Genomic DNA, 23,177 nt, shown 5'->3' with positions numbered 1-23,177 from the left:
TCTATTTACCATACTATTATTTTTAACTGCATAGGACTCGTTTCCCATGAGCTCATAATGGTAAGATCGCCTCTTTTAACAAAATTTAGGCATCCGAACTTATGGAAAAAAAAATTGCTGCTGTGTATGTGTCCAAACCTGAGTTTCTTTCCCTTCTTTCAGAAGAATTGGACGATGTTTTATATAAAACAGAAGATTTAATTTTTTCATCCCATAAAAGACTGGATGTATGCTTTGCACAAGATATTTGGTTAGAACCACAAAAAGTAAGTTTTCAATCCATTTCAGAAGCGGTAAGAATTTTGCGCCAAGCTGGGAAATTCTGGTACTTACATCCTATTTCTCATATAAGACGTTCTCGATTAATCGAAGAGCAATTGCGTAAGCTTCCCCCGCTCGAACGTCATTTTCCTTTTGAGTCTGAAATTCCGTCAATAGGTGCCTTTGCTCTGTTAGATAATAATACATTGATTTATAGTGTAAAACGTCAGAAAAAATGGCCTCAAGGAAAATGCTATTTTATCGAAGATAAAATAAATCCTCCCAATCGGGCTTACTTAAAACTTTGGGAGGCGCTCACGCTTTTAGGAAAATATCCCAAACCAGGCGATGAAGCCCTGGATTTAGGGGCTTCACCAGGAGGATGGACTTATGTTATGCACTCATTAGGCGCGTCCGTAACTGCTGTTGATAAAGCGTTATTAGATCCTAAAATTGCACAATTACCCCGCGTTACTTCCTTGCAACAAAGTGCTTTTGCTCTCGAACCAGCGCAATTGGAACAAAACTATGATTGGGTTTTATCTGATGTAGCCTGCTATCCCGATCGCGCTTATGCACTCATTATGAAATGGATAGAGTCTGGGAAGGCAAAACAAATGATTTTTACCATAAAATTGCAAGGTAAAATTGAGTTATCTACACTAAAGCAATTTCAAAAAATACCCAACTCTTTTCTCACCAACATGTTTTATAACAAACATGAGGCAACATTTGTTTATCCTTTCGTGCAGGCTCATGAAGAGTCACATGTGGTCATTAAGTGAAACTGGGGCAGAGATACCTTCCTTAACTGGCCTGTTTCCCTGCACCTAAAATAATGAGTTATTTATACACTATAAACGACAGTTTTTTTTGATTCCTGCAAACTCTCAACAGTCTCAGCAACTTTTTCCAAATCTTTACCTGGATCAACATAGCTAAAATGGGGATGGTCATATGCCTTGATAGTATTTAAAAAAGAAATAACATGATCCTCTTTATCTATTTTAAGTTTTTTCAATGCATACTTGAGTGTATCAGGATGCTCTGTACATTTTGAAGACATTGATGGGGCAAATAAAATTTGTTCACTCTCACTCCACTTATCATCACTAATAACTGCAGTTTCTGGAATTAACTTTGGGAGTTGTGACAAAATATAATATAAATGAGAGTAATTTGTGTGCGACACTAGAACAAATTTAACACCATCATGTTCCTCTAAAAATCCTTTAAACTTTGCTACTCGATCTAAGGATGCTTTATCCAGAGTGCACATGGAGTTAAAAATCTTACTGAATTCAGTAAATGTCATATTCACTTGAAAATGTTCATTGAATTTATCACAAAATTGCTTGAGGGTTATTTCTCCCACTCTTAAAGGCGCCAAATTATCAGCCATCCATTTCCAAACAATCTCACCAGAAACATCTTCTTTTTTCTGTGTTTTAAACCATTCCTGAAATCCTAACTTTAACAAATCCAGTTTTGAAGAAATGAATTGCCCTAAAGAAAATACTGCAATAATCATAGTTACTCCGCCAATTTTTAAGACAGGAGATGATTTATCACAAGTGAGTAATGAACACAATAAACTTTACTGCTAAGACATATTAACACCAATATAGACAGCACATTGTTCTTGCCCCAAATACACTTCAAAATCTGTCTCATATACCCTGGAAATATCGGATTGAGTATCAAAAAAATGCCAAATTGCTTGCCAGGTTTCGATGATTGCTTTGGGCATTGGACCTGAGTTTTTAAAAACAAGATAATTCCCTTTATTTATAATGACAGTATAAAAAGAATTTATTATTTCCGAATTCCTAGTCTCAATTCCAGCAGTTACGGTATAAAACCCTTTAGTATTTGATTCATAATTAGAATATACCCCATAGATCGGTGAATCAGGTTTGTTCATGGCTATTTGTGAAGCATAAAATCTTTGCCAAAGAGTTGGTAATTTTGCTGTTTGAGGATTAAATTCATTGGCATTTTTGGTTCGTTCGCATAATCCTGATACTTGAAACGCTTCGACTTTAATAAGTTCTGGTGTAATTTGCATTATAATACTCTCTCTTGTTAGGTTATAACCATTGAGTCTGCATGGCAGAAGCTATAATTAACTTATCGTGTTCACTCATCTGAATTAATCCATACCGCAATTGATAACCCCAATTTTTATTATTTCTGGTGAAATCAAGATAATTGAGTAAAGGAGCAATGGGTATTTCAAGCGCTTTAGCCCAATGTACATGGCGCCGGAAAGGACGAAAATCTGGATTCGTTGTGACTTGATATGGCTCACCAGGGCTAACAATTCCTATAGCTGTAAACGAGCGCAAAGTGTCTTTGCCCTGAAAACTGGTTGTTGGTGAGTAATAAATAATAACGTCATTTGGTTTTATTCGCTTTAATGGCGCAAGCTTGCCATGACAAACTTGCATAACACCTATGTATTTGCCTAAACGAACATGTTCTACACAAGCTACAGCGAGCCAATTTTTACTCATCATTCTTTATCAATTCATTAAATGAGTTACAAGTTTAATCCAGCTTAGTGACAGTTTCTGTCAGTAGAGGGAGTATCACATGCTGATTTCTTCAATGAGTTTTAATGAATCTGATGAAAGTTCAAATGAATCCAAATCTAAATCTTCTTTCATATGCTGCTGATTGCTTGTACCCGTCAAAGGCACTATCCCAATTTGCAATGCAAATCGAAAAATAATTTGGGGTATTGATTTCTTATATTGTTTAGCCAGTTCATAAATCGTGTTAGACAGTAAATAAGATTGATTTGCTGTCAATAAGGAAAATCCCTGATAAAGTATGTCATGCTTTTTGCAAAATAATCGGATTGAGTAATCCCAGTGACTGCTTGCAAAACATCGATTTTGCACCAGTGAGGGCTTGATAACAGCTGCATTATAAAGAGTTTCCAATTGTTTCAGATCCACATTTGAAATACCAAGCAACCTGATTTTTCCTTCATAATACAACTGCTCCATAGCGTTCCAAATATCTAAATCATCTTGTACAAACCCAGAATTATAGGTGGGTCCATGGAGAATATACGAATCAATATAATCTGTTTGCAAGTGCTCTAAAGAACTTAAAAACGACTGTCTCACCTGATTTTCATAAGAAGCTTTTTCATCGTAAGGTTTGTTGTGATCTTGACTATGAGCTGGAGTAAACTTTGTTTGCAAAAATAAATCACTACGACTTTTCCCTGTATTTTTTAAGAATTGCTGGATCCCAAGTCCAACACCCTCTTCAAAATAATGTTTCAGTTGATTTGCTGTATCAATTCCAATAAATCCGTTTTCCAATGCCTGAAGAGTTAGTATTTGGGTTTTCTCTTTTTTCCAGGCAGTACCATATATAAAAGGTGGAACGCTAACATGATTCAGGTTATGTTTAAATGCTTCAAGCATGATATTGGCCAATAAATGTATGATGATAAGAATAGTTTTATAGTATTCTTTTACAAATAAATCAATTAGTACTCACCTAATAAAAACAAGGAGTAGTCATGAATATTACGTTGATTGGTCTAGGCAAAATGGGTTCAGTTTTAGCTCAACGATTATTAGCAGCCGATTTTAATTTAACTGTATTTAATCGTACAGCCGAAAAAATGATACCGTTAGTTAAAGCGGGCGCTAAAGGAGCAAACACCATTGAAGACGCTGTAAAAGATGCAAAAATTATTATTACTTGCCTTCTTGATGATCATGCAGTTTTAGAAACTACTAAAAGTTTTATTCCTAAGTTGCATCCTGAGGCTATTCATGTGGGCACATCGACTATATTGCCGGAAACATCAAAAAAATTAAGTGAGTTGCATAAAAAGCAAGGCAGTATCTACCTTGCTGCGAATGTTTTAGGTGTTCCAAAAGTGGCTGCACGGGGCGAACTCACTACGCTTGTTGCAGGTCAGAAAGAAATAATTGAACAATGTAAATCCGTATTTGCCGCTTACTCCATCAAAGTAATTTCTGTAGGTTCACAACCTTTTCAAGCGAATGTTATTAAAATATGCATGAATTATTTTCTTGTCACAGCAATAGAGGCTATGGGAGAGCTCTACGCATTTGCTGAAAAAAGCGAGGTGGATGCCTCTATTCTTAATACATTATTTCATTCTGTATTTGCTCACCCCGCATTTCAACTTTATGTCGATAAAATTAAAGAACGTAACTTTGATGATGTGAATTTTGATATGAAAGGAGGGTTGAAAGACTTAAATTTATTTCAGCAGGCATTTGCTCAGGTAGGAGTTGTTCCTGATATAGCCAACATTATCAAAGATAAATTTATTATCGCCTTAGCTCATCACATGGAAAACAAAGATTGGAGCGGGATCACTGAAATAACACGCTTGCAATCGAATATTGAATAAGCAGCTTATTCTATTTTTATTTAAAAACTAAGACCCGGCGCTGTGTTTTCTATTTTTAAAACACATCGAATCAAAAAGAATAAATAAATTTTTATGATATATACTTTCATGAGAGGAAAATAAATAGGGATATTGTATGGAAAAAATTCAAATTCCTAATTTAAAGCAAAAAGCATCGTGAATTTGTTTAGGAATCCGTGATTCATTCACTTCAGCAGCTGTTTGCTCCTACGCCCCGCGGCTTGTCCGCGGGGTCCAGTGTTTTAGCAAAGATCTTCTGGATCACGCGGACAAGCCCTGAACGATCGTCAGTTTTTTAAATTTATCATGTACCACTTAAGTTTCTCTACGTACTGCTTTAAATTTTTCTACGTCCCGCGTCGCCTTAGGCACGGTACATCGGCGAAAGGTTAACCTTAATTTGTTCTATATCACCCATTAAGGGGACTTGTTCATGGTCAGCGCCTTCCATTTTTGTAAAAGGGTTTGGCGACGCTCAGGGTAATTCGTTTCTGTGAGATTTAATTCAATAATGCGATCCGTTCGAAAATGTCGAAAATCCTGCCTTAGTTCGCACCATGCAATAAGAATACGGACCTGGTCAAAAAATCCAAGAGCCAATGGCCAAATCATTCGTTGGGAGAAGTTTTCATTTACATCCTGATAGGTCAATTGAAGTTTCTTCTCCAATCGTATTGCTTTTCGAATCAGAATGAAATCAGCATCCTTGCTTTCAGCGATATTTCCAGGAGCAATGAGAAGCCCAGAGATTTCTAATTGTTCACGTAATTCATTTGGAAGCACAGCTGCAATTTTAGCCAGGGCATTTTGTGCCGCAAATTTAAGTTGGGTGTCTGTCCTGTCTGCAACCCAACGTGAGCCAAGAACTATGGCTTCGATTTCATCAGCAGTAAACATAAGCGGAGGGATGGTAAACCCTGAACGTAACAAATACCCCATACCGGCCTCCCCTTCAATTGGAGCTCCCTGCCCTTTCAGAGTTGAAATATCGCGATACAAAGTACGAAGGCTAATCCCTAACTCTTGTGCAAGTGATACCCCGCTTACTGGAAAACGATGACATCTTAATAGCTGAATTAAATCCAATAATCGCTCAGTTCGTGACATTAGTAAAAACCACTCTAAAAATTTAGGGTTATCTTATTCAAGATAAATTTTAAATATCAACAGTTTCAAAATTTCATAATTAAAACGGTAAAACAATCGTTCATTGTACCAAGGAAAATAACAATCCTAAATGATCAATTAATAATCTCTTAATATTTCAATGATACAATCATAGCCCATTATGTTCAATTTAAATCCTATTTACAGAGGTAAGTAATGGGCAAAACAGCTATTCCCCAAGATATACGTCAAAATGAAATAAATTGCATTTGTACCGTATTAAATCATCATTCAGTTCGCACTACTCAAGACCTCACAATTAATTTTGACCAAATTATTGAACAAATCCGTAAAAACCCACAAATATTTAAAGAAAATTATACTCCCGAAGAATGTTTTGAAATACTCAAAAAAGCAATTGTATCCTACAGCAATGTGTATGCTTATAAGATCAATTTAAAAGAGGAACATAAAGTTGCGCTGACAGCAGCGCTAAAGAAAGATAAAGTTGAATCTCCCCCTCTTCCCAAAGATGATTTATCTAAAGTAACAATGGGTTATGATCGACTTGAAATAGCATTAGAGAATGAAAAGCGAATCAGTAAGGATATTTTGCATGTATTGAAGGGTAAAGACTTTGCTGTGGTTCCACAAATTATCATCGGGTCTGGTGATACTGGGACTACCCTTTGGCTTGAGAAATTCAAAGAGCATCATGGGACCAGTCAAAGCCAATTAGAAAAAGGACAACTTCCTCCTGTTTTAATAATCGGCTCAGACGCAGGGAGTTGGAGACATGATTACACATTGGCGCAACCTCATAGTATCCTTGAGCGACCAACAGCAAAAGAAAATGCCTCTATTTATTTGTCAACAGATTATTACCAAGAAAATCCTCATGCTAATGGTCGACATGTCTATCAAGCAAATCAAGTGAATCTTGCTTTTACCGAAGCACCGTTATTGCGTGCATCCATAGTCAGAATTGAAAAAAGGAGTAATCATTTAGGGGATTGGAAAGCTCCAGAACAAGAATATCGCTTAATTGTGAAAACACCTGAGGGAATAAAAAGTATCTATGCCAATGAACTAAATATTTGCACAGGCCTTGGTCCTGCACGAAACACCATTTCAGGATCATTAATCCCTACTAAGCAATTTGAGTCCTTAAACAAATTTAATCCAACGAAAGGGTTTACGCCTGTAGTAGATGGCAATCAATTTATTTTAACGGATACAGAGGAACACAGTAAGACATCAAGAAAAATTGTGATCTACGGAGGTGGGGGAACAGCTGCTGCTTGCTATAGAAAAGGCTTTTTTGGCCATGATGTGCATACTGAAACAATGGAATTCAATAAAACAACCCAAAAAAACTCTGTCGTCTGGATAGCAAAGCAATTTGACAAGGCAGGTACTGGTAAACTGGCTACTACAGCATTAACTACGGCTAAAAAACGTGACGAGTTAATACAGGCTGAGTTAACCAAAATTGAACTCCAAACAAATGGTACATTATTATTAACATTTAGAAGTGTATCGCCTGACAGCCAAGCTATTAAAATATTTGATATGGAATGCGACCAATTAATTTATTCTATTGGACAAGATGACAGTCTTGTGAGAAACATTTGTAAAGAAGTAGAAGGTGATCTGTCACTTGTTTACGATAAAAATGGCATGCTCCTTAATGTGTGCTCTGCAGATAAAAAAGTTATTTTCTTTGGAGCAGCAGCAATGGCAGTTCGGGAAAAAGAATATATGGATGCAACATGGAAATGGCTCCAATCAGAGAACATCGGGGGCGATGTAGGTCCTGGCTCAATGCCTCCATCCAGAGCACAAATCAAATGTTATTCCTTTTGGAGCGGTCATAAGCCAACCAGCATCAATGCGAACATAGACGGTCACCACTTGATCATCGAATTTCTCGAGCGCGGAGGAGTTGAAAAAACAAAAGCAGAGCAATTTGTAAAAGAATTATTACAATGGAGAAAAACAAGTACTTGTGGTGCTCCACATTCAATAATTTCAGAACTTTTGAAAACTCATAAACTGGATCAAATTATCGAGATCAAAGGACATGTACATCTGGTATTGAAAACACCTAGGTTCCGTGAACCAATTTTTTTAATTACTTGAAAAGTAGGCAGTTTTTATAGTGAAATTCGATTGCGATCGTTAACAACACTAATGGAACTGCCTACATGTATAATAATATATCAGAACGAGTCTGGGATACAATTTATTCTTTTCTGCAAGGAGTAAAAGGATTGCACATTAAGAATAATGAGAAGACAAGATGCTTTGTGGAAGGAGTCTGGTATGTATTACGTACAGGCTGTCAATGGCGCCTGCTCCCGCCCTATTACGGACATTGGCGTAAAATTCACAAGCGATATAAAATGTGGTCAGATCGCGGCATTTGGACTGGCTTAATGTCTTCAGTTAGCGATGTTGATGATCAAGCCGTCATGATTGATGCCACCATAGTGCGCGCGCATGCGTGTGCATCTGGTTACGACAAGGAAGGGAATGATGCTCAGGCATTGGGGCGCAGTAAAGGAGGTTTTACCACTAAAATTCACGCTTTGGTGGATGGACTGGGGAATCCGATTAAGTTTATCCTGACCGGGGGACATCGAAACGATATTACTCAAGCAGCAGAGCTATTGAAGGAGCAGCGTGACACGATAGTTCTTGCAGATAAAGGATATGATTCACAGGCACTTGTTGACACACTGGAGAGTCAAGGCTGTATTGCAACCATTCCGTCAAAAAAGAATGCGAAGAACCCAAGAAAAATCGATAAAGAGCAGTACAAAGAGCGGTTTTTAGTTGAAGCTTTTTTCTCCAAAATCAAACACTTTCGGCGTGTTTTTTCTCGTTTTGATAAAACAACGACCGCTTTTTCCGGGTTCTTACATTTGGCCGGAGCGCTTATATGGATGCGCTAGAAAATTGGTTCACGGAACCTAGTGTAACGACTACGCCTATTGCTTCACCGATACCCAAGCAACCGCTACTCTTAGCCTGGCTTGGCACACAAAGAAGAACCGATGACGCAACTGTCTTTATTTCATCAGTTGTAGGAGATAAAGGATCTTTGAAAACTGATGCTATGGAAACTCCAGAACATAGTGTACAATTAGTTGACGGAATGAAGACATAAGAACTCACTTGCTGAGTTCTTATGTTTTGTTAGACATTGATACTTATGATCATCATAACTCAACTTGGATGCGGGCATGAAATTAGCTAAATTTCTTGAGTTAAATACTCAAGAAAGAGTTCAGCAAATTAAGATTTTGAGTATACAAAAACGATTTGGTTCTGATTTTTCTAATGAAATAATTAAAAACTTAGATCAAGCGTTAGTCTTTAGACTTGCAATGATAAACTCGGAAATCGATAAGGCATGTAAATCATCTGAATTAGAAGCTTATTGGCAGGACATATGGCGTCTTTGTGGCATTAATCCCAAAGAGGCTGCTGGCTTAAATCATGAACCCGTACACGAATATCAACCGATGATCACTATCCCCTCATGTTTTGATTTACTAAAAGGACTTTATCTTTATGAGATTTTCAGGGGAACTTTCAAGGATAAGGATATAGAGCATTCGGAAGAATTTTATAAGGATGCAGAAGAATATTTGCTCGCTTCAGGTTTATATGGATGTTTTTTTGCTTTAAACGCTTTATGCAAAGGTGGATTGGATTTATTAGAACATAAATTTGATGAGAAAATTGCTGAAAAGATAATGCTCTACGCCAAAATTGCCGCAAATTATCATTTATCTGCAGGTTACTTACTCTTATCAAATGTCTATCAAGAACTTCTTAAATATCAAAATCAAACTAACTTGGTTGGATTGGATTTACGTCTTCAATCATTTCAAGCAATGAGTGTTGCAAAAAGATTAGAACAATACTCTGTTCCTATGCTTAACAACGCGTTCCAAGGAAAAACATTAACAGAAGCAACTAACGGAAGAATAAGCAGTTTTTCACAAGGATTATTGAGGTTACAACAACATCTGCGATTATCCCCACAAGAGATAGAAATTGCTACAAATGATGCAATAACCGAAGTAGCTTCAATTAAAAAAGCACACGGCTTTGAAAATGAATCCCTTGTTGAAGTGGTTAGGACAGATCCTCCTTTCGGTATTACACTATAATTATGAGACCCAAAGATGCATAAACAGAATTCCTTATAAAAAAACAACTAACATTCCTCTGTTTTCCTTATCGTGCAAATGCTATTGTACAAGTCTATAATACTTTAGGACTGGTTTTAAGTTCAAAGCATCAGCCTTATCTTAAGGGACGAAGCAATGATAAGAAGTGTTCATGCCATACAGATTAAAAATTATCATTTTACTGTTCTGTTCTATTTCATTTCACTTTTACTCCCTTTTCCTGCATCCGCAATAAATAAAGTCATTAATTTAGACATCGCTTATAAAACAGTCTATTTCGCTAATAGGCCCGCTAAAGCGATTGCTGTAAACAATCAAATACCTGCACCTACCTTACATTTTAAAGAAGGCGATCAGGTAACGATTAATGTTTACAATCACCTTGATAAAGGAACGGCCCTGCATTGGCATGGTGTCTTGGTTCCTTGGCAAATGGATGGTGTGGAAGGTGTCTCTCAAACTGAGATTCCTCCGGGTGGTGTTTTTCACTATCGATTTACTTTAAAGCAATCCGGTACTTATTGGTACCATGCCCACGCCGGCTTACAAGAGCAACAGGGTTTGTACGGCGCTTTTTTGATTGATCCCAATAAACCGTCTTCTTATGCTTATACTAAAGATTATGTGATTGTTTTATCAGATTGGATTAATACCAAACCCGAGCACGTTTTAGCTAATCTTAAAAAAGATGGGGATTATTATTCTCCTCGTTTCCCACTACAACCATCGCTGGTAAAATTTATTCATGATTATCAAATGGCATCTAAAAAAGAACGACGAAGCCTTCTTGATGATTATAAAAGCATGCAACAAATGCGTATGAGTCTCTATGATATAAGTGATGTCGCTTTCGATGCGTTTTTAATGAATGGTCATCCTAACGCAGATCCATGGACCGCACCCGTTAAAGTAGGTGATGTCGTTCGCTTGCGCTTTATTGATGCAGGTAGCAGTACGATTTTCCGAGTCAAAATACCTGGTTCGATAATGAGAGTCGTGCAAGCTGATGGAAACGATGTAAAGCCCTATTCCCTTAAGGAATTAACAATTTCACCTGCTGAGACCTATGATGTTTTAGTTAAAATAGAAAAAAATGAACCCTACATTATTTATGCAGGTTCAAAAGATACTGTAGGAACTGTCTATGGTGCTTTAAAAACAGGAGCAAATCAAAGCGTTGACTACAGTCAAGTAAAACCATTCCCAGAACCCATTCCGGTCACAAGAGAAATGATGAATATTATGATGGGTGGCATGCATCACGGCACTCTACCTATGACGCAACAAGGGCAAAATAAAGCAAAATCTTCAATGAAACCAATGCAGTCCATGAAAATGGACCATAGAATGCATAAGAATCACTCTATGAATATGAAAATGGACCATAGTATGAATATGAGTCATTCCATGAGCATGAAAATGCCCACTGAGCCCACTCGATTTAAAGATACCATAGCCCCTTCTGATTCATCCTATATGACTTCACTGGAAACAAATTATCGTGATTTAACTGCCGCAATCCCAACCAATAATCCCAATAAACCTGTAGAAGGAGTAATTAATTTGGAATTATTTGGCTACATGGGCCAATTTATTTGGTTTATTAATGGAGTTCCTGGTTATAAGGCGAAGCCCATACACTTAAAACCTGGCAAACGGTATCGTTTTGTATTTACAAATACATCCATGATGCATCACCCAATGCACATTCATGGCCATTGGTTTATTCTACGCACGGGAAAGGATGCCTTTGATCCTTTGAAACATACACTTGATGTTCCCCCTGGAGGTACCATAACTGCTGATGTAGACACTGATGCAAGCGGCCAATGGTTCTTCCATTGCCATATGCTTTATCACATGATGACTGGAATGAATCGAGTCTTTCAATATACAACCATAGTTGAAATCGCTGAACACAAAGCCAAACCAGAAGACATTGAGAAAAATACTGATTATTATAACCGCCCCATTATACGGGTCGATGAAGCAATGAGGCCGATTAATTTGCATTTACTAAAGCATCCCATGGCCCATGGAGGAGGTTTTTGGTTTGCAACTTTAGTCGATGTAAGTGCCGATCCTTTGCATAATGCGCAACAGCTTACTTACAAGGGTATGTATGGTCCTGACTACAATAAATTAGAATTATTCATCAATGACGCTGAAATTTATAAGGACACAGTCGAAAACGCTGATGTTGATATATTTTACTGGCATCTAATCAGTCAATTTTGGGCAGTAAAAGGGGGTGTGAACTATTTTAATCAACCTGCCACGCGACCTTATTGGCAAGCAGGCCTTGGTCTTGAAGGGTTAATGCCATTTTTTATTGATACAGATATAAGAACTTATTTTTATGGTGGCAGCGCTAAATTTGATATTGAGTTATCGCGGGATACCCAAATTACCAATAATTTCTTGATCAGAGCAGGTATTCGCAGCATTTTAGCAACCAAAACGGTAGTTAACGCCCAAATTGGCAGTGGCTTGAATCAAATGCGTTATACTGTAAGGCCCTATTACCGTCTTATCCCCGGTATCAATTTATATGTTGAATATGAAAATGAGCATGATTACGGTGCATTTAAAACCCTTGAAGATACAAGTACTTCTCCAGATATCTCCAATACAGTTTCATTAGGAGCCTCTTTCCTCTTTTAATTCTCAGTCTCTTAGCTCAAGTAAAGAATCTTGGGAGAGAGACATATTTAGCTGAAAATAGCTTTTCGGTGAATTGTGTAGAAGATTGAGAGCAGCTAAACTACGTTTAAAAAATTGGAACTATGGATGTCTACATTGAGGAATACACAAGGAATACTCATTGAAACTACAAATAAATTATTTGATGTGTTCAGTAAGTTTATCCTGTTGCTTATTATCGTATGTATTTTTGTTCCCTTCTCCCCCAAAATGCCAGCTCCGGGAATTGACCCTTCATGGGCACTGGGTTTAAATCAAGCAGTTGCTCAAGGGTTAGCTTTCGGCAAAGAGATAATATTTACTCTAGGCCCTTATTCATCTCTTTATACAAAAACCTATCACCCAGCAACTGATTTTTTGATGATTACTGGATGTCTTTACTTAGCTCTATCCTACTGGGTATATCTCCTTTTTTTAATGAAACCAAGTCGATGGTACTGGACTCTAATTTATTGTGTGCCTTTTTTAGGTATGATGTATGCTCGAGATTCTCTATTTTTTTCTTACCCCTTACTTGCAGGATTAGTCAGCTTTAAGATCCTCTTTTTTTTAAAGAATAAAATTGAAAATCATTATCTTTTTGTATTTACTTTTTTTCTATTTGCCCCATTTGGCTTAATGACATTAATCAAAGGCTCAATGCTCATTATTTGCCTTCTTACGCTTATTATTTGCTTTATCTTTTTTCTTGCGCACAATAAAAAAGAACTGGCTTTGAGTTGCCTGGTCGCCCCTGCAGTTTCAACCGTTATATTTTGGCTTGTAGCAGGACAACCTTTATCCTCTTTACCTAAGTATCTCACCAGTTCCTTCTTTATTGCATCAGGATTTACTGAAGCAATGTCTTCCGATGGAAATATAAATGAGGTCATTTTCTATTTGCTTACTTGTTTATTAATTTTCTTAGCCATTTCATGGCGGAAACAAATGCCACGAGGAACAAAAATATTCTTACTGAGCATGTATTTTGTTTTTTTATTTGTTTCTTTTAAAACAGGTTTTACGCGTCATTCTGGCCATGCATTTATACCTGGAACCTCTATCTTGCTTGCAGGCCTTTTTTTACTCTTTATTTTTAATTCATGGCCCAGTTATTTACTTATTTTTGTATCATTAAGCAGCTGGTATTATATTAATAGTCAGTATACCCACATATCAATTCACGATAATTTCATTTCTACTTACTCCACTGCCTGGCATGGTTTAAAAAGCAGAATACAAGACCCTTACTGGCTAGAAAAGAACTTTACTTTCACGATGAATTTCTTGCGGGAGCAAGCCGGCTTCCCCATTTTACAGGGAACTACTGACATTTACTCATACAATCAAACCTACCTAATATCCTCACAAAATATTTGGTCGCCGCGTCCAATCTTTCAGAGTTACTCGGTGTTCAGTCGAGGCTTAGCTGAAGACAATAAAAAACATCTTCAAGGAGAACATAAACCCGATAATATCATTTTTAAGATTGAACCCATTGACCAACGAATTCCCTCACTGGAGGATGGTGCAAGCTGGCCCTTATTACTAACTGCTTATCAGCCCACTCATTCAACTAATCATTTTTTGTTTCTCCGTAAAAAGGATCATCCTCATCACACAAACCTCACTTTATTAAAAAGAGAGTCCCATGTCCTTGGGGAACAAGTTGATATACCCGACAAACAGCTGCTGTTTGCTGAAATTGAATTAAAACCAACGGTATTGGGGGTTGTGGCAGCTATTCTCTTTAAACCACAACAATTGCAAATCACTCTGAAGTTAGGCAATGGCACCTCAAACCACTACCGTCTTGTTTCCAACATGGCTAAATCAACTTTTCTGCTCTCACCCCTTATTGAAAATACTGTTGAATTCTCATTACTTTATAAGGAAAATAATAAATTAGAGACAAAAAGAGTAAGATCCATGGTTATTACCACATGTCAGAGAAACAATTGGCATTGGAATAATACTTATGCCATCAATTTTAAGCATATTCCTGCCCATTAAGGAAATATATTCAAGAGAAAAGCCCTCTCATGAGAGGGCTAGGATTTACTCGTCTCCATACTGAATCAAAGTAGCCAAGGCTCATTTATTTGTGTAAAGAATACCCTTCATCAAGCCAGCCTTGTAAACCGGTTTCCAATGAGGAAACATTCGTGTAGCCCATTTTTTGTAAGTTGTCTGCAACCAGTGCACTTCGAAAACCGCCACTACAATACACAATCACTTGAGTATTCAAATCAGGAATTTTCTTTTCAATATCTCGTTCAATAACGCCTTTACTTAAGTGCATTGCAGTTGAAATATAACCTGTTTCCCATTCATTCATCTCGCGCACATCAACAAGCTGCATGGACTCATGGCGATCAATTTTTTCTTTTAATTTTTTGGGGGCTATTTCTTTAATATGTTTTTTTGCTTCTGTTACCAATGCTAAAAATCCCTGTGAATGTTGTTTCATTTGCTTCTCCTGGCGCTTTAGTTATATCACATTATCAATTTCCAGAAACTGGTCATTATGATAAACAACTTAATTATTAGGATGGGTTACTTGCGGATTCGTTTAAACCAACTTTTTAACTCAGGCCAAAAAGCAATTACACTTATAATAAGGGTAAACAAAATAACCGCAACTACCATTTGAACAACAGGAAACTTCAGTTCCTCACGTCCCACAAACCAACTTGCAATAGCTCCTGATATCACAAAAAACAATCTTAAAAGCCCCTGAAGCATACATCATTCTCCAAATAATTCATGTGCTTAAAATTACACTCCATGTAAGTTTAAAATATTATTCATTTGTCTTAATAAGCCTCAAAAACTCTGTTTTAAGAATGTTTGAAAAATTGATTCATTTTTATTATTTTTTTCTTCGTACGTATAATAAAGCCATAACACATGATGCTTTACGCGATAATTCATCACTGCCTCGGCTGGTCAGAATAATAGGAACATGGGCTCCTAATACCATACCAGCAGCTTCAATATGGGATAAATAAGTCATTTGTTTGTAAAGCATATTACCTGACTCAACATCAGGGACTACTAAAATGTCCGCATTACCAGCAACTGGTGAAAAAATACCTTTTTCACGTGCTGAATCCATAGAAATAGCATTATCAAATGCTAATGGACCATCTAAGATACCCCCAGTTATCTGACCACGCTCCGCCATTTTACATAGAGCAGTAGCATCAAGTGTAGATGGAATTTTTTCATTTACAGTTTCCACTGCTGAAAGAATTGCAACATTAGGAGTACCTAATTCGAGTGCATGGAAAAGATCAATTGCATTTTGCACTATGTCACGCTTCTCACTGAGATTGGGGAATAGATTGATTGCCGCATCGGTTAAAAAAATAGGCTTTGGATAATTCGGTACTTCGAGAGAGAATACATGGCTCATACGGCGCCCAGTGCGCAAACCATTTTCCTTGGCGACAATTGGCTTCATCAATTCTTCGGTATGAAGTTTGCCTTTCATTATCGCCTCAACTTTTTGTGTTATAGCCAATTTTACTGCTTTTTCTGCTGCTTCAGTGCTGTGTTCTGTTGCAATGAGTTCATATGACGAAATATCAATATTGGCTTCTTTTGCAGCATCAAGAATCTTTTGCTTCGGACCAATAAGAACAGGAATAATTAAACCCTCTTCGGCAGAAGCAATTGCACCTTTAAGTGACAATACATCTACAGGATGTACTACAGCTGTTTTAAGGGGTTTTAGTGAGTTTTTTGCATTAATTAAGCGATGATACCAATGCTCCCGTCTTGGTTTCAGCTCTACTGTGGATAGCTCGATACGTTTTCTCTTTATTTTAATTGTTGGTGCAATAACTGTTGCAAGGCCACGAATCACTATTTTTCCCAATTGATTGACACACTTACAATCAAGCTCAACAATATTGTTTTTTGGTATTTTCTTCACCACTTCCAGTGTTACGGTAATTGTATCGCCAGGACTCACTGGATGTTCAAATTTTAAAGTTTGATCTAAATAAATGGTTCCAGGCCCAGGTAGTTCAGTTCCTAAAACAGTAGATAAAAGTGATGCCCCCCACATTCCATGAGCAATAATTTTATGAAACATGTGACTTTTAGCATATTCTGCATCAACATGTTCCGGGTTCACATCCCCTGACACGATAGCAAAAAGCTCAATATCTTCTAGGGTTAATGTGCGTATGAGTTGCGCTGATTTGCCGATTTTAAGCTCGTCAAAGACATGATTTTCAATATAGCTCATCTGTTTGCCTGCACTATGTAAAAGTTGATGCAACAATTTAAAAAAATTATTGCATTTAAATGAAAGGAGCGTGCCTCATATTTGGCTTGAGGCACAATTTACAGATTTATTTTATATGTTCGATTTTTATGTCTCGAGATTTTCCCTTAGCTTCTGCTTTTTTAGGCAGATCAATCCAAAGCATTCCTTTTTTGAAAGTAGCCTTAGTCTTATCAATATCTACTGTAGAAGGTAATGAGACCGAGCGTTCATATTTACCATAACCAATTTCTCGAGAAATATATTTTTTATTTTCATTTTTTTTAGAAGTAGATTTTTCACCTGTAATCGTAAGTACATTCCCGCTAAAAGACACTTTTATGTCTTTTTCATCCATACCGGGCATTTCCATTTGAATGGTAAAATGATCCTTATCCTCAACAACATCCATTGACGGCATAAGATTCAGACTCTCAAATTGTGATAAATTCTTATTTGACGCAAACACATCATAAAAATCATGAAATGCTTTATCAATTTCCTGTTGAAGATTTAAAAAAGGATTATGGGGATTTTCGATTAAAAAAGGGCTTCCTTTTTTCCATTTTAGTAGCGTATTCATGGTATGCTCCGTCGAATGTAATTTTTATCCATTAATAAAATTTGAAAATACACCAACGTATAGTTTGATATACAAAAGTAAATTGTCAAGTCAAATCATTTCCAATATTTAGTCTACATTATAATCAATATAATTTTATTTTATTGTTCAAAATGATTTAAGGAAGAGATGATTATGATGCATGCTATGGTTATGGAAAAATCAGGACAAAATTTAATCTATAAGGAAGTAAAAAAACCTGAACCCAAAGAAAATGAAGTGCTCATTAAAGTGCGAACCTGCGGTATTTGTCGAACGGATCTTCACGTTGTCGATGGAGAACTAAATAATCCCAAACTACCTCTTATTCCCGGTCATCAAATCGTAGGCATCATTGAAAAAGTTGGTGCTTCAGTCAGTCAGTTTGCAATTGGACAGCGAATCGGAGTTCCCTGGTTAGGTGGAAGTTGTCAAAAATGTGCATTTTGTTTATCAGGACGTGAAAACTTATGTGATGAGGCTCGTTTTACGGGTTATCAAATTGATGGCGGATTTGCAGAATATTGTGTGGCAAACCACCAATTTTGTTTTCCTATACCCGATGGTTATTCCGACGATCAAGCCGCCCCTCTTTTCTGTGCTGGATTAATTGGGTATCGCGCTTTAATGAAAACAAACAAGGCCAAACATTTGGGATTATATGGTTTTGGCGCAGCAGCTCATATTCTTATTCAGGTAGCACAAAAACAAGATCGAAAGATATATGCCTTTACCAGTCCAGGAGACAGACAAGCCCAGGAATTTGCTTACAAATTAGGTGCAACTTGGGCAGGTGACTCAGATAAGCCCTCGCCAAATTTACTGGATGCCGCAATCATTTTTGCTCCTGTAGGGGCTCTTGTTCCTCTTGCTCTTCGTAACACAATCAAAGGTGGAGTCGTAGTCTGCGCTGGAATCCATATGAGCGACATCCCTAGTTTTCCTTATAGTATTCTTTGGGGGGAGCGAACTCTATGTTCTGTCGCGAACCTTACCAGAAAGGATGGCGAAGAGTTTTTGTCATTAGCTCCGAAAATCCCCGTTAAAACGGAAGTTCATACGTATCCATTAGCTGAAGTGAATCAAGCACTTGCAGATCTACGTCACGGACGGTTTACTGGAGCAGCAGTTATTACGCTCTAAAACGAGTTCTGGCTAAGGAATGAATAGAATCGATGTAGGTTGAAGCAGAGTGTAGCGCCCTTCAATCAAAATATCATTCGACTTAAAAAACAGACATATTTCTTGATTTGATTGATAAGATTTGGGACTATCCAAATGCAGTGCTCTCTATTTTTTATTAAAGGGAATTATTATGTTTCAACAAGCAATAGTGCGAAAACCATCACCTAATTTGATTCATGGGCTAACCTCTACAACGGAGTTAGGTCAACCTGACTATTCAAAAGCTCTGAACCAACATCAACATTACATTAATACATTGATCCAGTGTGGTCTAGAAGTAACTGTTTTACCTGCAGCAGATACGTTCCCTGATTCATGTTTTGTTGAAGATGCTGCACTTCTTACAGATCGATTCGCACTGCTTACGCGCCCTGGAGCCCTATCAAGACAAGGAGAGGTTAATCTAATTGAACCATGTATCCAAACCTTTTATAAAGAACGAATCCATATCATAGAAGCTCCTGGAACATTGGAAGCAGGAGATGTCTTGCAAGTTGAAGATCATTTTTATATAGGTATTTCACAACGTACCAACAGAGAGGGGGCAAGTCAACTGTCTGCCTTGTTGACTCAGTATGGCTATAAAAGTACATTCGTAGAACTTAAAAAATTTCTGCATTTAAAAACAGGAATTTCCTATCTGGGTAATGGATGCTTGCTGGTCCATGGTGAATTAGTGAATCATTCTGCTTTTACCTCATATGAACAATTAATTGTTGAGGAAAGTGAAGCTTATGCAGCCAATTGCATTAGAGTTAATAACAGCGTCATTATGCCTCAAGGTTTCCCTCGATCCATAGAAATGGTTCGGAGTTCAGGTTTTCAAATTAGCCTCGTAGATGTGAGTGAGTTTCGTAAAATTGATGGTGGTTTAAGCTGTTTATCATTGAGATTCTAATGAATAAAAAGCTGACCATTTTTAGTTTGACCCTAATGACTGTCGGCTCAGTAGACAGCATTCGTAATTTGCCTGCTGCAGCATTAGTTGGCACAGAAATTTTTTGGTATTTTGGTCTGGCATTTTTTTTCTTTTTATTACCCAGTGCCATTGTTTCAGGATGGTTTTCCTCTAAGTCTCATGAAGGAATTTATGGGTGGGTAAAAAATAGTCTGGGCAGAAAACCGGGCTTTATCGCCATTTGGTTTCAATGGATGCAAAACATTCTTATTTACCCTACATTTTTCAGCTTTATAGCAGGGACATTTTTGTTTTGCATTGACCCCAGTCTTATTGGAAATAAAACGCTTCTTTTTATTATGATCAATCTTCTTATTTGGTGCTTAACTTGGATTAACATAAAAGGACTTCATTTATCCAATCGATTAACAGTTTTTTGCTCCATAGTTGGACTTTTACTTCCATTCCTTTTAATTTTGGGTATAGGACTTATTTGGATCATTTACCATCCTCAATCCCTAAAACTTATCACACCTTCTCATCAAGATTCATGGGCTTCTTTAACCGCAATCATTCTTTCTTTTTGCGGTATTGAAATTGCTTGTGTTCATGCTCAAGATTGCAAACCCGGTGCTTTGCCTAAAGCCATTGCAATCTCGGTGATTATTATTTTTGTTACAATGCTTTTTGGCTCATTAACTTTAGCGTTATTGCTTTCCCCGCAGCAACTGAATTTTATTAGCGGCATACCTGAGTTATTTCAAGTTTTTTTTACCCAAATCCAATTTGCAAAACTGAGTTTGGTTGTCAATTTCTTAATCGTTCTCGGGTGTATTGGTTGCGCGAATAACTGGCTTATTGCGCCCCTTAAAGGTCTTTTATTTGCGAGCAATGAACTCGATAACTCAACAAATCAATCTTCTACTAAATTCCTGGTTATGCAAGCATGTGGTGTATCCCTTATTAGTACTTTTTTTTTGCTATTTCCCAGTATTAATACCTCCTATTGGTTCATGATTACTCTGGCCACACAAATGTATTTATTTATGTATGGACTCCTGTTTGCAGGGGCAATACGTTTAGCATGGAAAGAAAAAAAGCAGTTTTATAAGTTCATTATTTTATTTTCTATTATGGGTTTTATTGGGATCATCATTTCGCTTACAGTAAGTTTTACCCCCCCTGCTTCATTAAAATATGGATCACTACTTCAGTATGATTCATTAATTATTGGGTGTTTGGTGTTTATTACTCTCTTATCTATTTTATGGAAGAAACTTCTTTTTCAAAGGGATATAGAAAAATCGCTGGAAAATGCAACCAGCTTTCGCTAATTATGTATCAATAAATTAACATCTTGATTTCTCTGGTTATTACTAAAGCAAGTGCTTTACTTTAAGTTCAAAAAAGTTTATAATTTGAACAGGCTTATATACTGGAGTTCCTCGTGGCAACTACATCCTCACCCACTCAATCTTCCCCAATGGCGTTGACTTCAAGCCAGCTTGAACAATGGTTTGCAAACATAGAAAAAGGCAATAGGTCCACTACAGAAACAACTTCTTCTTTAGCAGCTCAATTTCTTGCTCGTTTTGGACTAAAAGATGCCGCCCAGGTACTTGAATTTCTTAAAACAGCTGGCGGTAACGAAACCATAAATATGATCGCTCAAGAAATCATGAAAGAAGAGGCACAAATTCAATTTATCAGGGAAAAAAATGCAGAAGAACTGCTCCGTCAGCAAAGTTTACTTTTCCTTCTTATGTCATTAATTGCTAAGAGTAAAGCACAAACAGAACATGTGAGCGAACAAACACAACAACAAATCGATCAAAAGCTTAAGGAAGCAAGAGCCGAAGGGAAAAAAGGCAACAACTCCATTGCTACGAATATGGTTGACGCCAACATACGTGCCAATAAGATTCAAGAGCTTGATAAAGAGCTAAGAAAATTAGAAGAAGACTTACTTGAAGTAGAAGCAGAGTTAGAAGCCCTTGAAGAAGAAGTGTTGTTAATGGAAGAAAATCATGCTTATCTCACGGACGATCTGGATCAGCTTAACGCCTATCTGCTAGTACCTCTATTCAATAATCAGCCAATGACTCACTATGTTGCCCATGCAAATCAACAAATAGCAAGCTTGACAACACAACTTGCCGCTCTTAGAGTACAGCAAACAGCACTAATTCCTCCCACTTCACGTGATACCACAGAAGTACAGCTGACTAAAGAACGTATTGATAGAAGAATTCGCATGTTGGAAGATCGGCTTTCCTTTCATCAAACTCAACTCCAGCAGCCTCCTCAGACTTCTGAACAATTATTCCAACAATTACTTGAGCGGGTCAGGGTTCGATTAAATGAACCGGAACAGATACATGAATCACCCACATACCATGCACGTGAAATAGAAGCTTTAAGATTACAAGAACGCGGCTTTTCCCAAGCGCTGCAAGTTTTGAGAAATGAAAAAATTCTTCTTAACCCAGAGGGGAGGCAGGTTTACGATTTCAGTGAGGCGGAACACATTATAGATCCGCGTCATATGTCTCGTTTTCGACGGTATGGAGATTCATATGCCTATTTTTCGGAAGATATAACTCCTGAACGCCAATTAAGTGAAGATGACTGGTTGCAAGCAAAGCTAAACTATGAGCAGTCGCGATCTAATATTTGTACCGTTAACTTTTTCTACAACGATCAAATGAAACGTGATGTAGAATCAATTAGAGAACGAACACACTCTTGCCAAAGTCGTGCACAAGCGTTGCTGAATCGCATAGATCAAGTTCAAACAACTAAATTGCAACTTCTGCCAGAAAAAACACCCTTTAGCATGACGCCAAAACCACAACCCAAAAGCAGTTATTCACTCATGTTAGAGCGTTTAGTACCATCTCAGGCTCCGGCTCCACGTCCACAAGATATTCTCAACGCGCGTCATGAACTTGAGGCAGTAGTTCCACCGGAGAGAAAAGGTGCATTAGAAGAACTAATCAATGAAGTCAGACCTGGTGAAATTATGGCTCCAGAGAGAAGATATAGTTGGTTCAACAAATTCAGAATGCTAATGCCTGATATTCCAGTGCCAGAAGAAGATTCAAAGTTAAAATATAAAAAGTAATCCCAGTTGAGTCCACCATGTTCAGATTAATCCGAGGCATTGATGTCTCGGATACCATTCATTTATTCTTATGTTGTAATCTCAATCAACCAATACATTCTTACTTTGTCAGTGGTTACTCCCTTCTTTTTTGATAATTTATTTGACACGAATTAATACTAATTGGTATCATCAGGATAATTAACAATTTATCTCTCACTCTGCAATATATATGAACAATAACTCGAGACATCCAATTTTTTTAAGCAGCTCTGCTGGGTTGGTGCGTGCTATTGTTTCTATCGTTTCAGTTGTAGTGGTGGTCGTGGTGTTCCTCTCCTCGCCCTAGAGTCGCGTCTTTGATTGTTCAGCTTCTCTAGGGAGAAGGCCGAATAATCAAGTGATACGATTTAACAATATTGAGGAG

The 23,177-nt window shown here is 37.3% G+C and carries 21 protein-coding genes; 12 read left to right on the top strand and 9 right to left on the bottom strand.

From position 1 onward, the window contains the following. Nucleotides 1-101 precede the first annotated feature (101 nt). Complete coding sequence (locus tag FOLKNPGA_RS09170; protein WP_182349630.1) at nt 102-1,046, top strand: SAM-dependent methyltransferase; 945 nt, start codon at nt 102-104, stop codon at nt 1,044-1,046. 62 nt (nt 1,047-1,108) lie between these two features. On the opposite strand, the gene FOLKNPGA_RS09165 is transcribed toward FOLKNPGA_RS09170, so the two are convergent. The 4 genes from FOLKNPGA_RS09165 to FOLKNPGA_RS09150 all read right to left on the bottom strand — a co-directional run bounded on the left by FOLKNPGA_RS09165 (nt 1,109) and on the right by FOLKNPGA_RS09150 (nt 3,704). Then, nucleotides 1,109-1,792 carry a hypothetical protein gene (locus FOLKNPGA_RS09165; protein WP_182349629.1) on the bottom strand — a complete coding sequence of 228 codons (684 nt, stop codon included), beginning with the start codon at nt 1,790-1,792 and terminating at the stop codon, nt 1,109-1,111. Nucleotides 1,793-1,864: 72 nt separating this feature from the next. Continuing rightward, nucleotides 1,865-2,329, bottom strand: a complete 465-nt coding sequence (locus tag FOLKNPGA_RS09160; protein ID WP_182349628.1) for a GyrI-like domain-containing protein — start codon at nt 2,327-2,329, stop codon at nt 1,865-1,867. 22 nt (nt 2,330-2,351) lie between these two features. Beyond that, nucleotides 2,352-2,780 carry an EVE domain-containing protein gene (locus FOLKNPGA_RS09155; protein ID WP_255465945.1) on the bottom strand — a complete coding sequence of 143 codons (429 nt, stop codon included), beginning with the start codon at nt 2,778-2,780 and terminating at the stop codon, nt 2,352-2,354. Between the two features lie 72 nt (nt 2,781-2,852). Next, entirely contained in the window at nt 2,853-3,704 is an 852-nt protein-coding gene (locus tag FOLKNPGA_RS09150; protein WP_182349627.1) for an aldo/keto reductase, read from the bottom strand. 98 nt (nt 3,705-3,802) lie between these two features. Here FOLKNPGA_RS09150 and FOLKNPGA_RS09145 point away from each other — a divergent pair, with 98 nt between their 5' ends. Then, nucleotides 3,803-4,672 carry an NAD(P)-dependent oxidoreductase gene (locus FOLKNPGA_RS09145; RefSeq protein WP_182349626.1) on the top strand — a complete coding sequence of 290 codons (870 nt, stop codon included), beginning with the start codon at nt 3,803-3,805 and terminating at the stop codon, nt 4,670-4,672. A gap of 438 nt (nt 4,673-5,110) precedes the next feature. Here the strand turns inward: FOLKNPGA_RS09145 and FOLKNPGA_RS09140 are convergent, their stop codons facing one another. Continuing rightward, nucleotides 5,111-5,800 carry a YafY family protein gene (locus FOLKNPGA_RS09140; RefSeq protein ID WP_182349625.1) on the bottom strand — a complete coding sequence of 230 codons (690 nt, stop codon included), beginning with the start codon at nt 5,798-5,800 and terminating at the stop codon, nt 5,111-5,113. Between the two features lie 216 nt (nt 5,801-6,016). Between FOLKNPGA_RS09140 and FOLKNPGA_RS09135 the strand changes: the two genes are divergently transcribed. The 6 genes from FOLKNPGA_RS09135 (at nt 6,017) to FOLKNPGA_RS09110 (ending at nt 14,700) form a co-directional block, all read left to right on the top strand. Beyond that, complete coding sequence (locus tag FOLKNPGA_RS09135; protein WP_182349624.1) at nt 6,017-7,942, top strand: hypothetical protein; 1,926 nt, start codon at nt 6,017-6,019, stop codon at nt 7,940-7,942. Nucleotides 7,943-8,007: 65 nt separating this feature from the next. Continuing rightward, complete coding sequence (locus tag FOLKNPGA_RS09130) at nt 8,008-8,757, top strand: IS5 family transposase (RefSeq protein WP_058441825.1); 750 nt, start codon at nt 8,008-8,010, stop codon at nt 8,755-8,757. Further along, nucleotides 8,745-8,972, top strand: a complete 228-nt coding sequence (locus FOLKNPGA_RS09125; RefSeq protein ID WP_182349623.1) for a hypothetical protein — start codon at nt 8,745-8,747, stop codon at nt 8,970-8,972. Before FOLKNPGA_RS09130 ends, FOLKNPGA_RS09125 begins: the two co-directional genes overlap by 13 nt. 76 nt (nt 8,973-9,048) lie before the next feature. After that, on the top strand, nt 9,049-9,984 hold the full coding sequence (locus FOLKNPGA_RS09120) for a DUF5630 domain-containing protein (RefSeq protein WP_182349622.1): 936 nt from the start codon (nt 9,049-9,051) through the stop codon (nt 9,982-9,984). A gap of 156 nt (nt 9,985-10,140) precedes the next feature. Then, entirely contained in the window at nt 10,141-12,669 is a 2,529-nt protein-coding gene (locus FOLKNPGA_RS09115) for a copper resistance system multicopper oxidase (protein WP_182349621.1), read from the top strand. A gap of 126 nt (nt 12,670-12,795) precedes the next feature. Beyond that, a complete protein-coding gene (locus FOLKNPGA_RS09110) occupies nt 12,796-14,700 on the top strand; it encodes a hypothetical protein (protein ID WP_182349620.1) in 1,905 nt (634 codons plus the stop codon). Nucleotides 14,701-14,785: 85 nt separating this feature from the next. Here the strand turns inward: FOLKNPGA_RS09110 and FOLKNPGA_RS09105 are convergent, their stop codons facing one another. The 4 genes from FOLKNPGA_RS09105 to FOLKNPGA_RS09090 all read right to left on the bottom strand — a co-directional run bounded on the left by FOLKNPGA_RS09105 (nt 14,786) and on the right by FOLKNPGA_RS09090 (nt 17,546). Next, complete coding sequence (locus FOLKNPGA_RS09105; protein ID WP_182349619.1) at nt 14,786-15,157, bottom strand: rhodanese-like domain-containing protein; 372 nt, start codon at nt 15,155-15,157, stop codon at nt 14,786-14,788. An 86-nt stretch (nt 15,158-15,243) separates the two neighbouring features. Further along, nucleotides 15,244-15,432 (bottom strand): hypothetical protein, encoded by a 189-nt coding sequence (locus FOLKNPGA_RS09100; RefSeq protein ID WP_182349618.1) that lies wholly within the window; start codon nt 15,430-15,432, stop codon nt 15,244-15,246. 127 nt (nt 15,433-15,559) lie between these two features. After that, nucleotides 15,560-16,945 (bottom strand): bifunctional enoyl-CoA hydratase/phosphate acetyltransferase, encoded by a 1,386-nt coding sequence (locus FOLKNPGA_RS09095; RefSeq protein ID WP_182349617.1) that lies wholly within the window; start codon nt 16,943-16,945, stop codon nt 15,560-15,562. A gap of 106 nt (nt 16,946-17,051) precedes the next feature. Further along, nucleotides 17,052-17,546, bottom strand: coding sequence for an Hsp20/alpha crystallin family protein (locus FOLKNPGA_RS09090; protein WP_182349616.1), 495 nt, complete (start codon nt 17,544-17,546; stop codon nt 17,052-17,054). A gap of 177 nt (nt 17,547-17,723) precedes the next feature. Here FOLKNPGA_RS09090 and FOLKNPGA_RS09085 point away from each other — a divergent pair, with 177 nt between their 5' ends. The 4 genes from FOLKNPGA_RS09085 (at nt 17,724) to FOLKNPGA_RS09070 (ending at nt 22,771) form a co-directional block, all read left to right on the top strand. Next, nucleotides 17,724-18,707 (top strand): zinc-dependent alcohol dehydrogenase family protein, encoded by a 984-nt coding sequence (locus tag FOLKNPGA_RS09085; RefSeq protein ID WP_182352812.1) that lies wholly within the window; start codon nt 17,724-17,726, stop codon nt 18,705-18,707. Between the two features lie 172 nt (nt 18,708-18,879). Beyond that, nucleotides 18,880-19,647, top strand: coding sequence for a dimethylarginine dimethylaminohydrolase family protein (locus tag FOLKNPGA_RS09080; protein ID WP_182349615.1), 768 nt, complete (start codon nt 18,880-18,882; stop codon nt 19,645-19,647). Beyond that, nucleotides 19,647-20,981 (top strand): APC family permease, encoded by a 1,335-nt coding sequence (locus tag FOLKNPGA_RS09075; protein ID WP_182349614.1) that lies wholly within the window; start codon nt 19,647-19,649, stop codon nt 20,979-20,981. Before FOLKNPGA_RS09080 ends, FOLKNPGA_RS09075 begins: the two co-directional genes overlap by 1 nt. 113 nt (nt 20,982-21,094) lie before the next feature. Next, nucleotides 21,095-22,771 (top strand): hypothetical protein, encoded by a 1,677-nt coding sequence (locus FOLKNPGA_RS09070; protein ID WP_182349613.1) that lies wholly within the window; start codon nt 21,095-21,097, stop codon nt 22,769-22,771. The last annotated feature ends 406 nt before the right edge of the window (nt 22,772-23,177 follow it).

The organism is Legionella sp. PC1000, from assembly GCF_014109805.1.
GTDB lineage: Bacteria > Pseudomonadota > Gammaproteobacteria > Legionellales > Legionellaceae > Legionella > Legionella resiliens.
The sequence above is the reverse complement of the archived record's forward strand: the minus strand, read 5'-3'. Positions and strand labels throughout refer to the sequence as shown.

Coding starts and splice junctions, on each gene's coding strand:
- FOLKNPGA_RS09075 (WP_182349614.1), top strand. CDS start 19,647: ATGAATAAAAAGCTGACCATTTTTAGTTTGACCCTAATGACTGTCGGC.
- FOLKNPGA_RS09170 (WP_182349630.1), top strand. CDS start 102: ATGGAAAAAAAAATTGCTGCTGTGTATGTGTCCAAACCTGAGTTTCTT.
- FOLKNPGA_RS09130 (WP_058441825.1), top strand. CDS start 8,008: ATGTATAATAATATATCAGAACGAGTCTGGGATACAATTTATTCTTTT.
- FOLKNPGA_RS09155 (WP_255465945.1), bottom strand. CDS start 2,780: ATGATGAGTAAAAATTGGCTCGCTGTAGCTTGTGTAGAACATGTTCGT.
- FOLKNPGA_RS09110 (WP_182349620.1), top strand. CDS start 12,796: ATGTCTACATTGAGGAATACACAAGGAATACTCATTGAAACTACAAAT.
- FOLKNPGA_RS09140 (WP_182349625.1), bottom strand. CDS start 5,800: ATGTCACGAACTGAGCGATTATTGGATTTAATTCAGCTATTAAGATGT.
- FOLKNPGA_RS09135 (WP_182349624.1), top strand. CDS start 6,017: ATGGGCAAAACAGCTATTCCCCAAGATATACGTCAAAATGAAATAAAT.
- FOLKNPGA_RS09095 (WP_182349617.1), bottom strand. CDS start 16,945: ATGAGCTATATTGAAAATCATGTCTTTGACGAGCTTAAAATCGGCAAA.
- FOLKNPGA_RS09115 (WP_182349621.1), top strand. CDS start 10,141: ATGATAAGAAGTGTTCATGCCATACAGATTAAAAATTATCATTTTACT.
- FOLKNPGA_RS09085 (WP_182352812.1), top strand. CDS start 17,724: ATGCATGCTATGGTTATGGAAAAATCAGGACAAAATTTAATCTATAAG.
- FOLKNPGA_RS09105 (WP_182349619.1), bottom strand. CDS start 15,157: ATGAAACAACATTCACAGGGATTTTTAGCATTGGTAACAGAAGCAAAA.
- FOLKNPGA_RS09145 (WP_182349626.1), top strand. CDS start 3,803: ATGAATATTACGTTGATTGGTCTAGGCAAAATGGGTTCAGTTTTAGCT.
- FOLKNPGA_RS09160 (WP_182349628.1), bottom strand. CDS start 2,329: ATGCAAATTACACCAGAACTTATTAAAGTCGAAGCGTTTCAAGTATCA.
- FOLKNPGA_RS09125 (WP_182349623.1), top strand. CDS start 8,745: ATGGATGCGCTAGAAAATTGGTTCACGGAACCTAGTGTAACGACTACG.
- FOLKNPGA_RS09100 (WP_182349618.1), bottom strand. CDS start 15,432: ATGCTTCAGGGGCTTTTAAGATTGTTTTTTGTGATATCAGGAGCTATT.
- FOLKNPGA_RS09080 (WP_182349615.1), top strand. CDS start 18,880: ATGTTTCAACAAGCAATAGTGCGAAAACCATCACCTAATTTGATTCAT.
- FOLKNPGA_RS09150 (WP_182349627.1), bottom strand. CDS start 3,704: ATGCTTGAAGCATTTAAACATAACCTGAATCATGTTAGCGTTCCACCT.
- FOLKNPGA_RS09165 (WP_182349629.1), bottom strand. CDS start 1,792: ATGATTATTGCAGTATTTTCTTTAGGGCAATTCATTTCTTCAAAACTG.
- FOLKNPGA_RS09120 (WP_182349622.1), top strand. CDS start 9,049: ATGAAATTAGCTAAATTTCTTGAGTTAAATACTCAAGAAAGAGTTCAG.
- FOLKNPGA_RS09090 (WP_182349616.1), bottom strand. CDS start 17,546: ATGAATACGCTACTAAAATGGAAAAAAGGAAGCCCTTTTTTAATCGAA.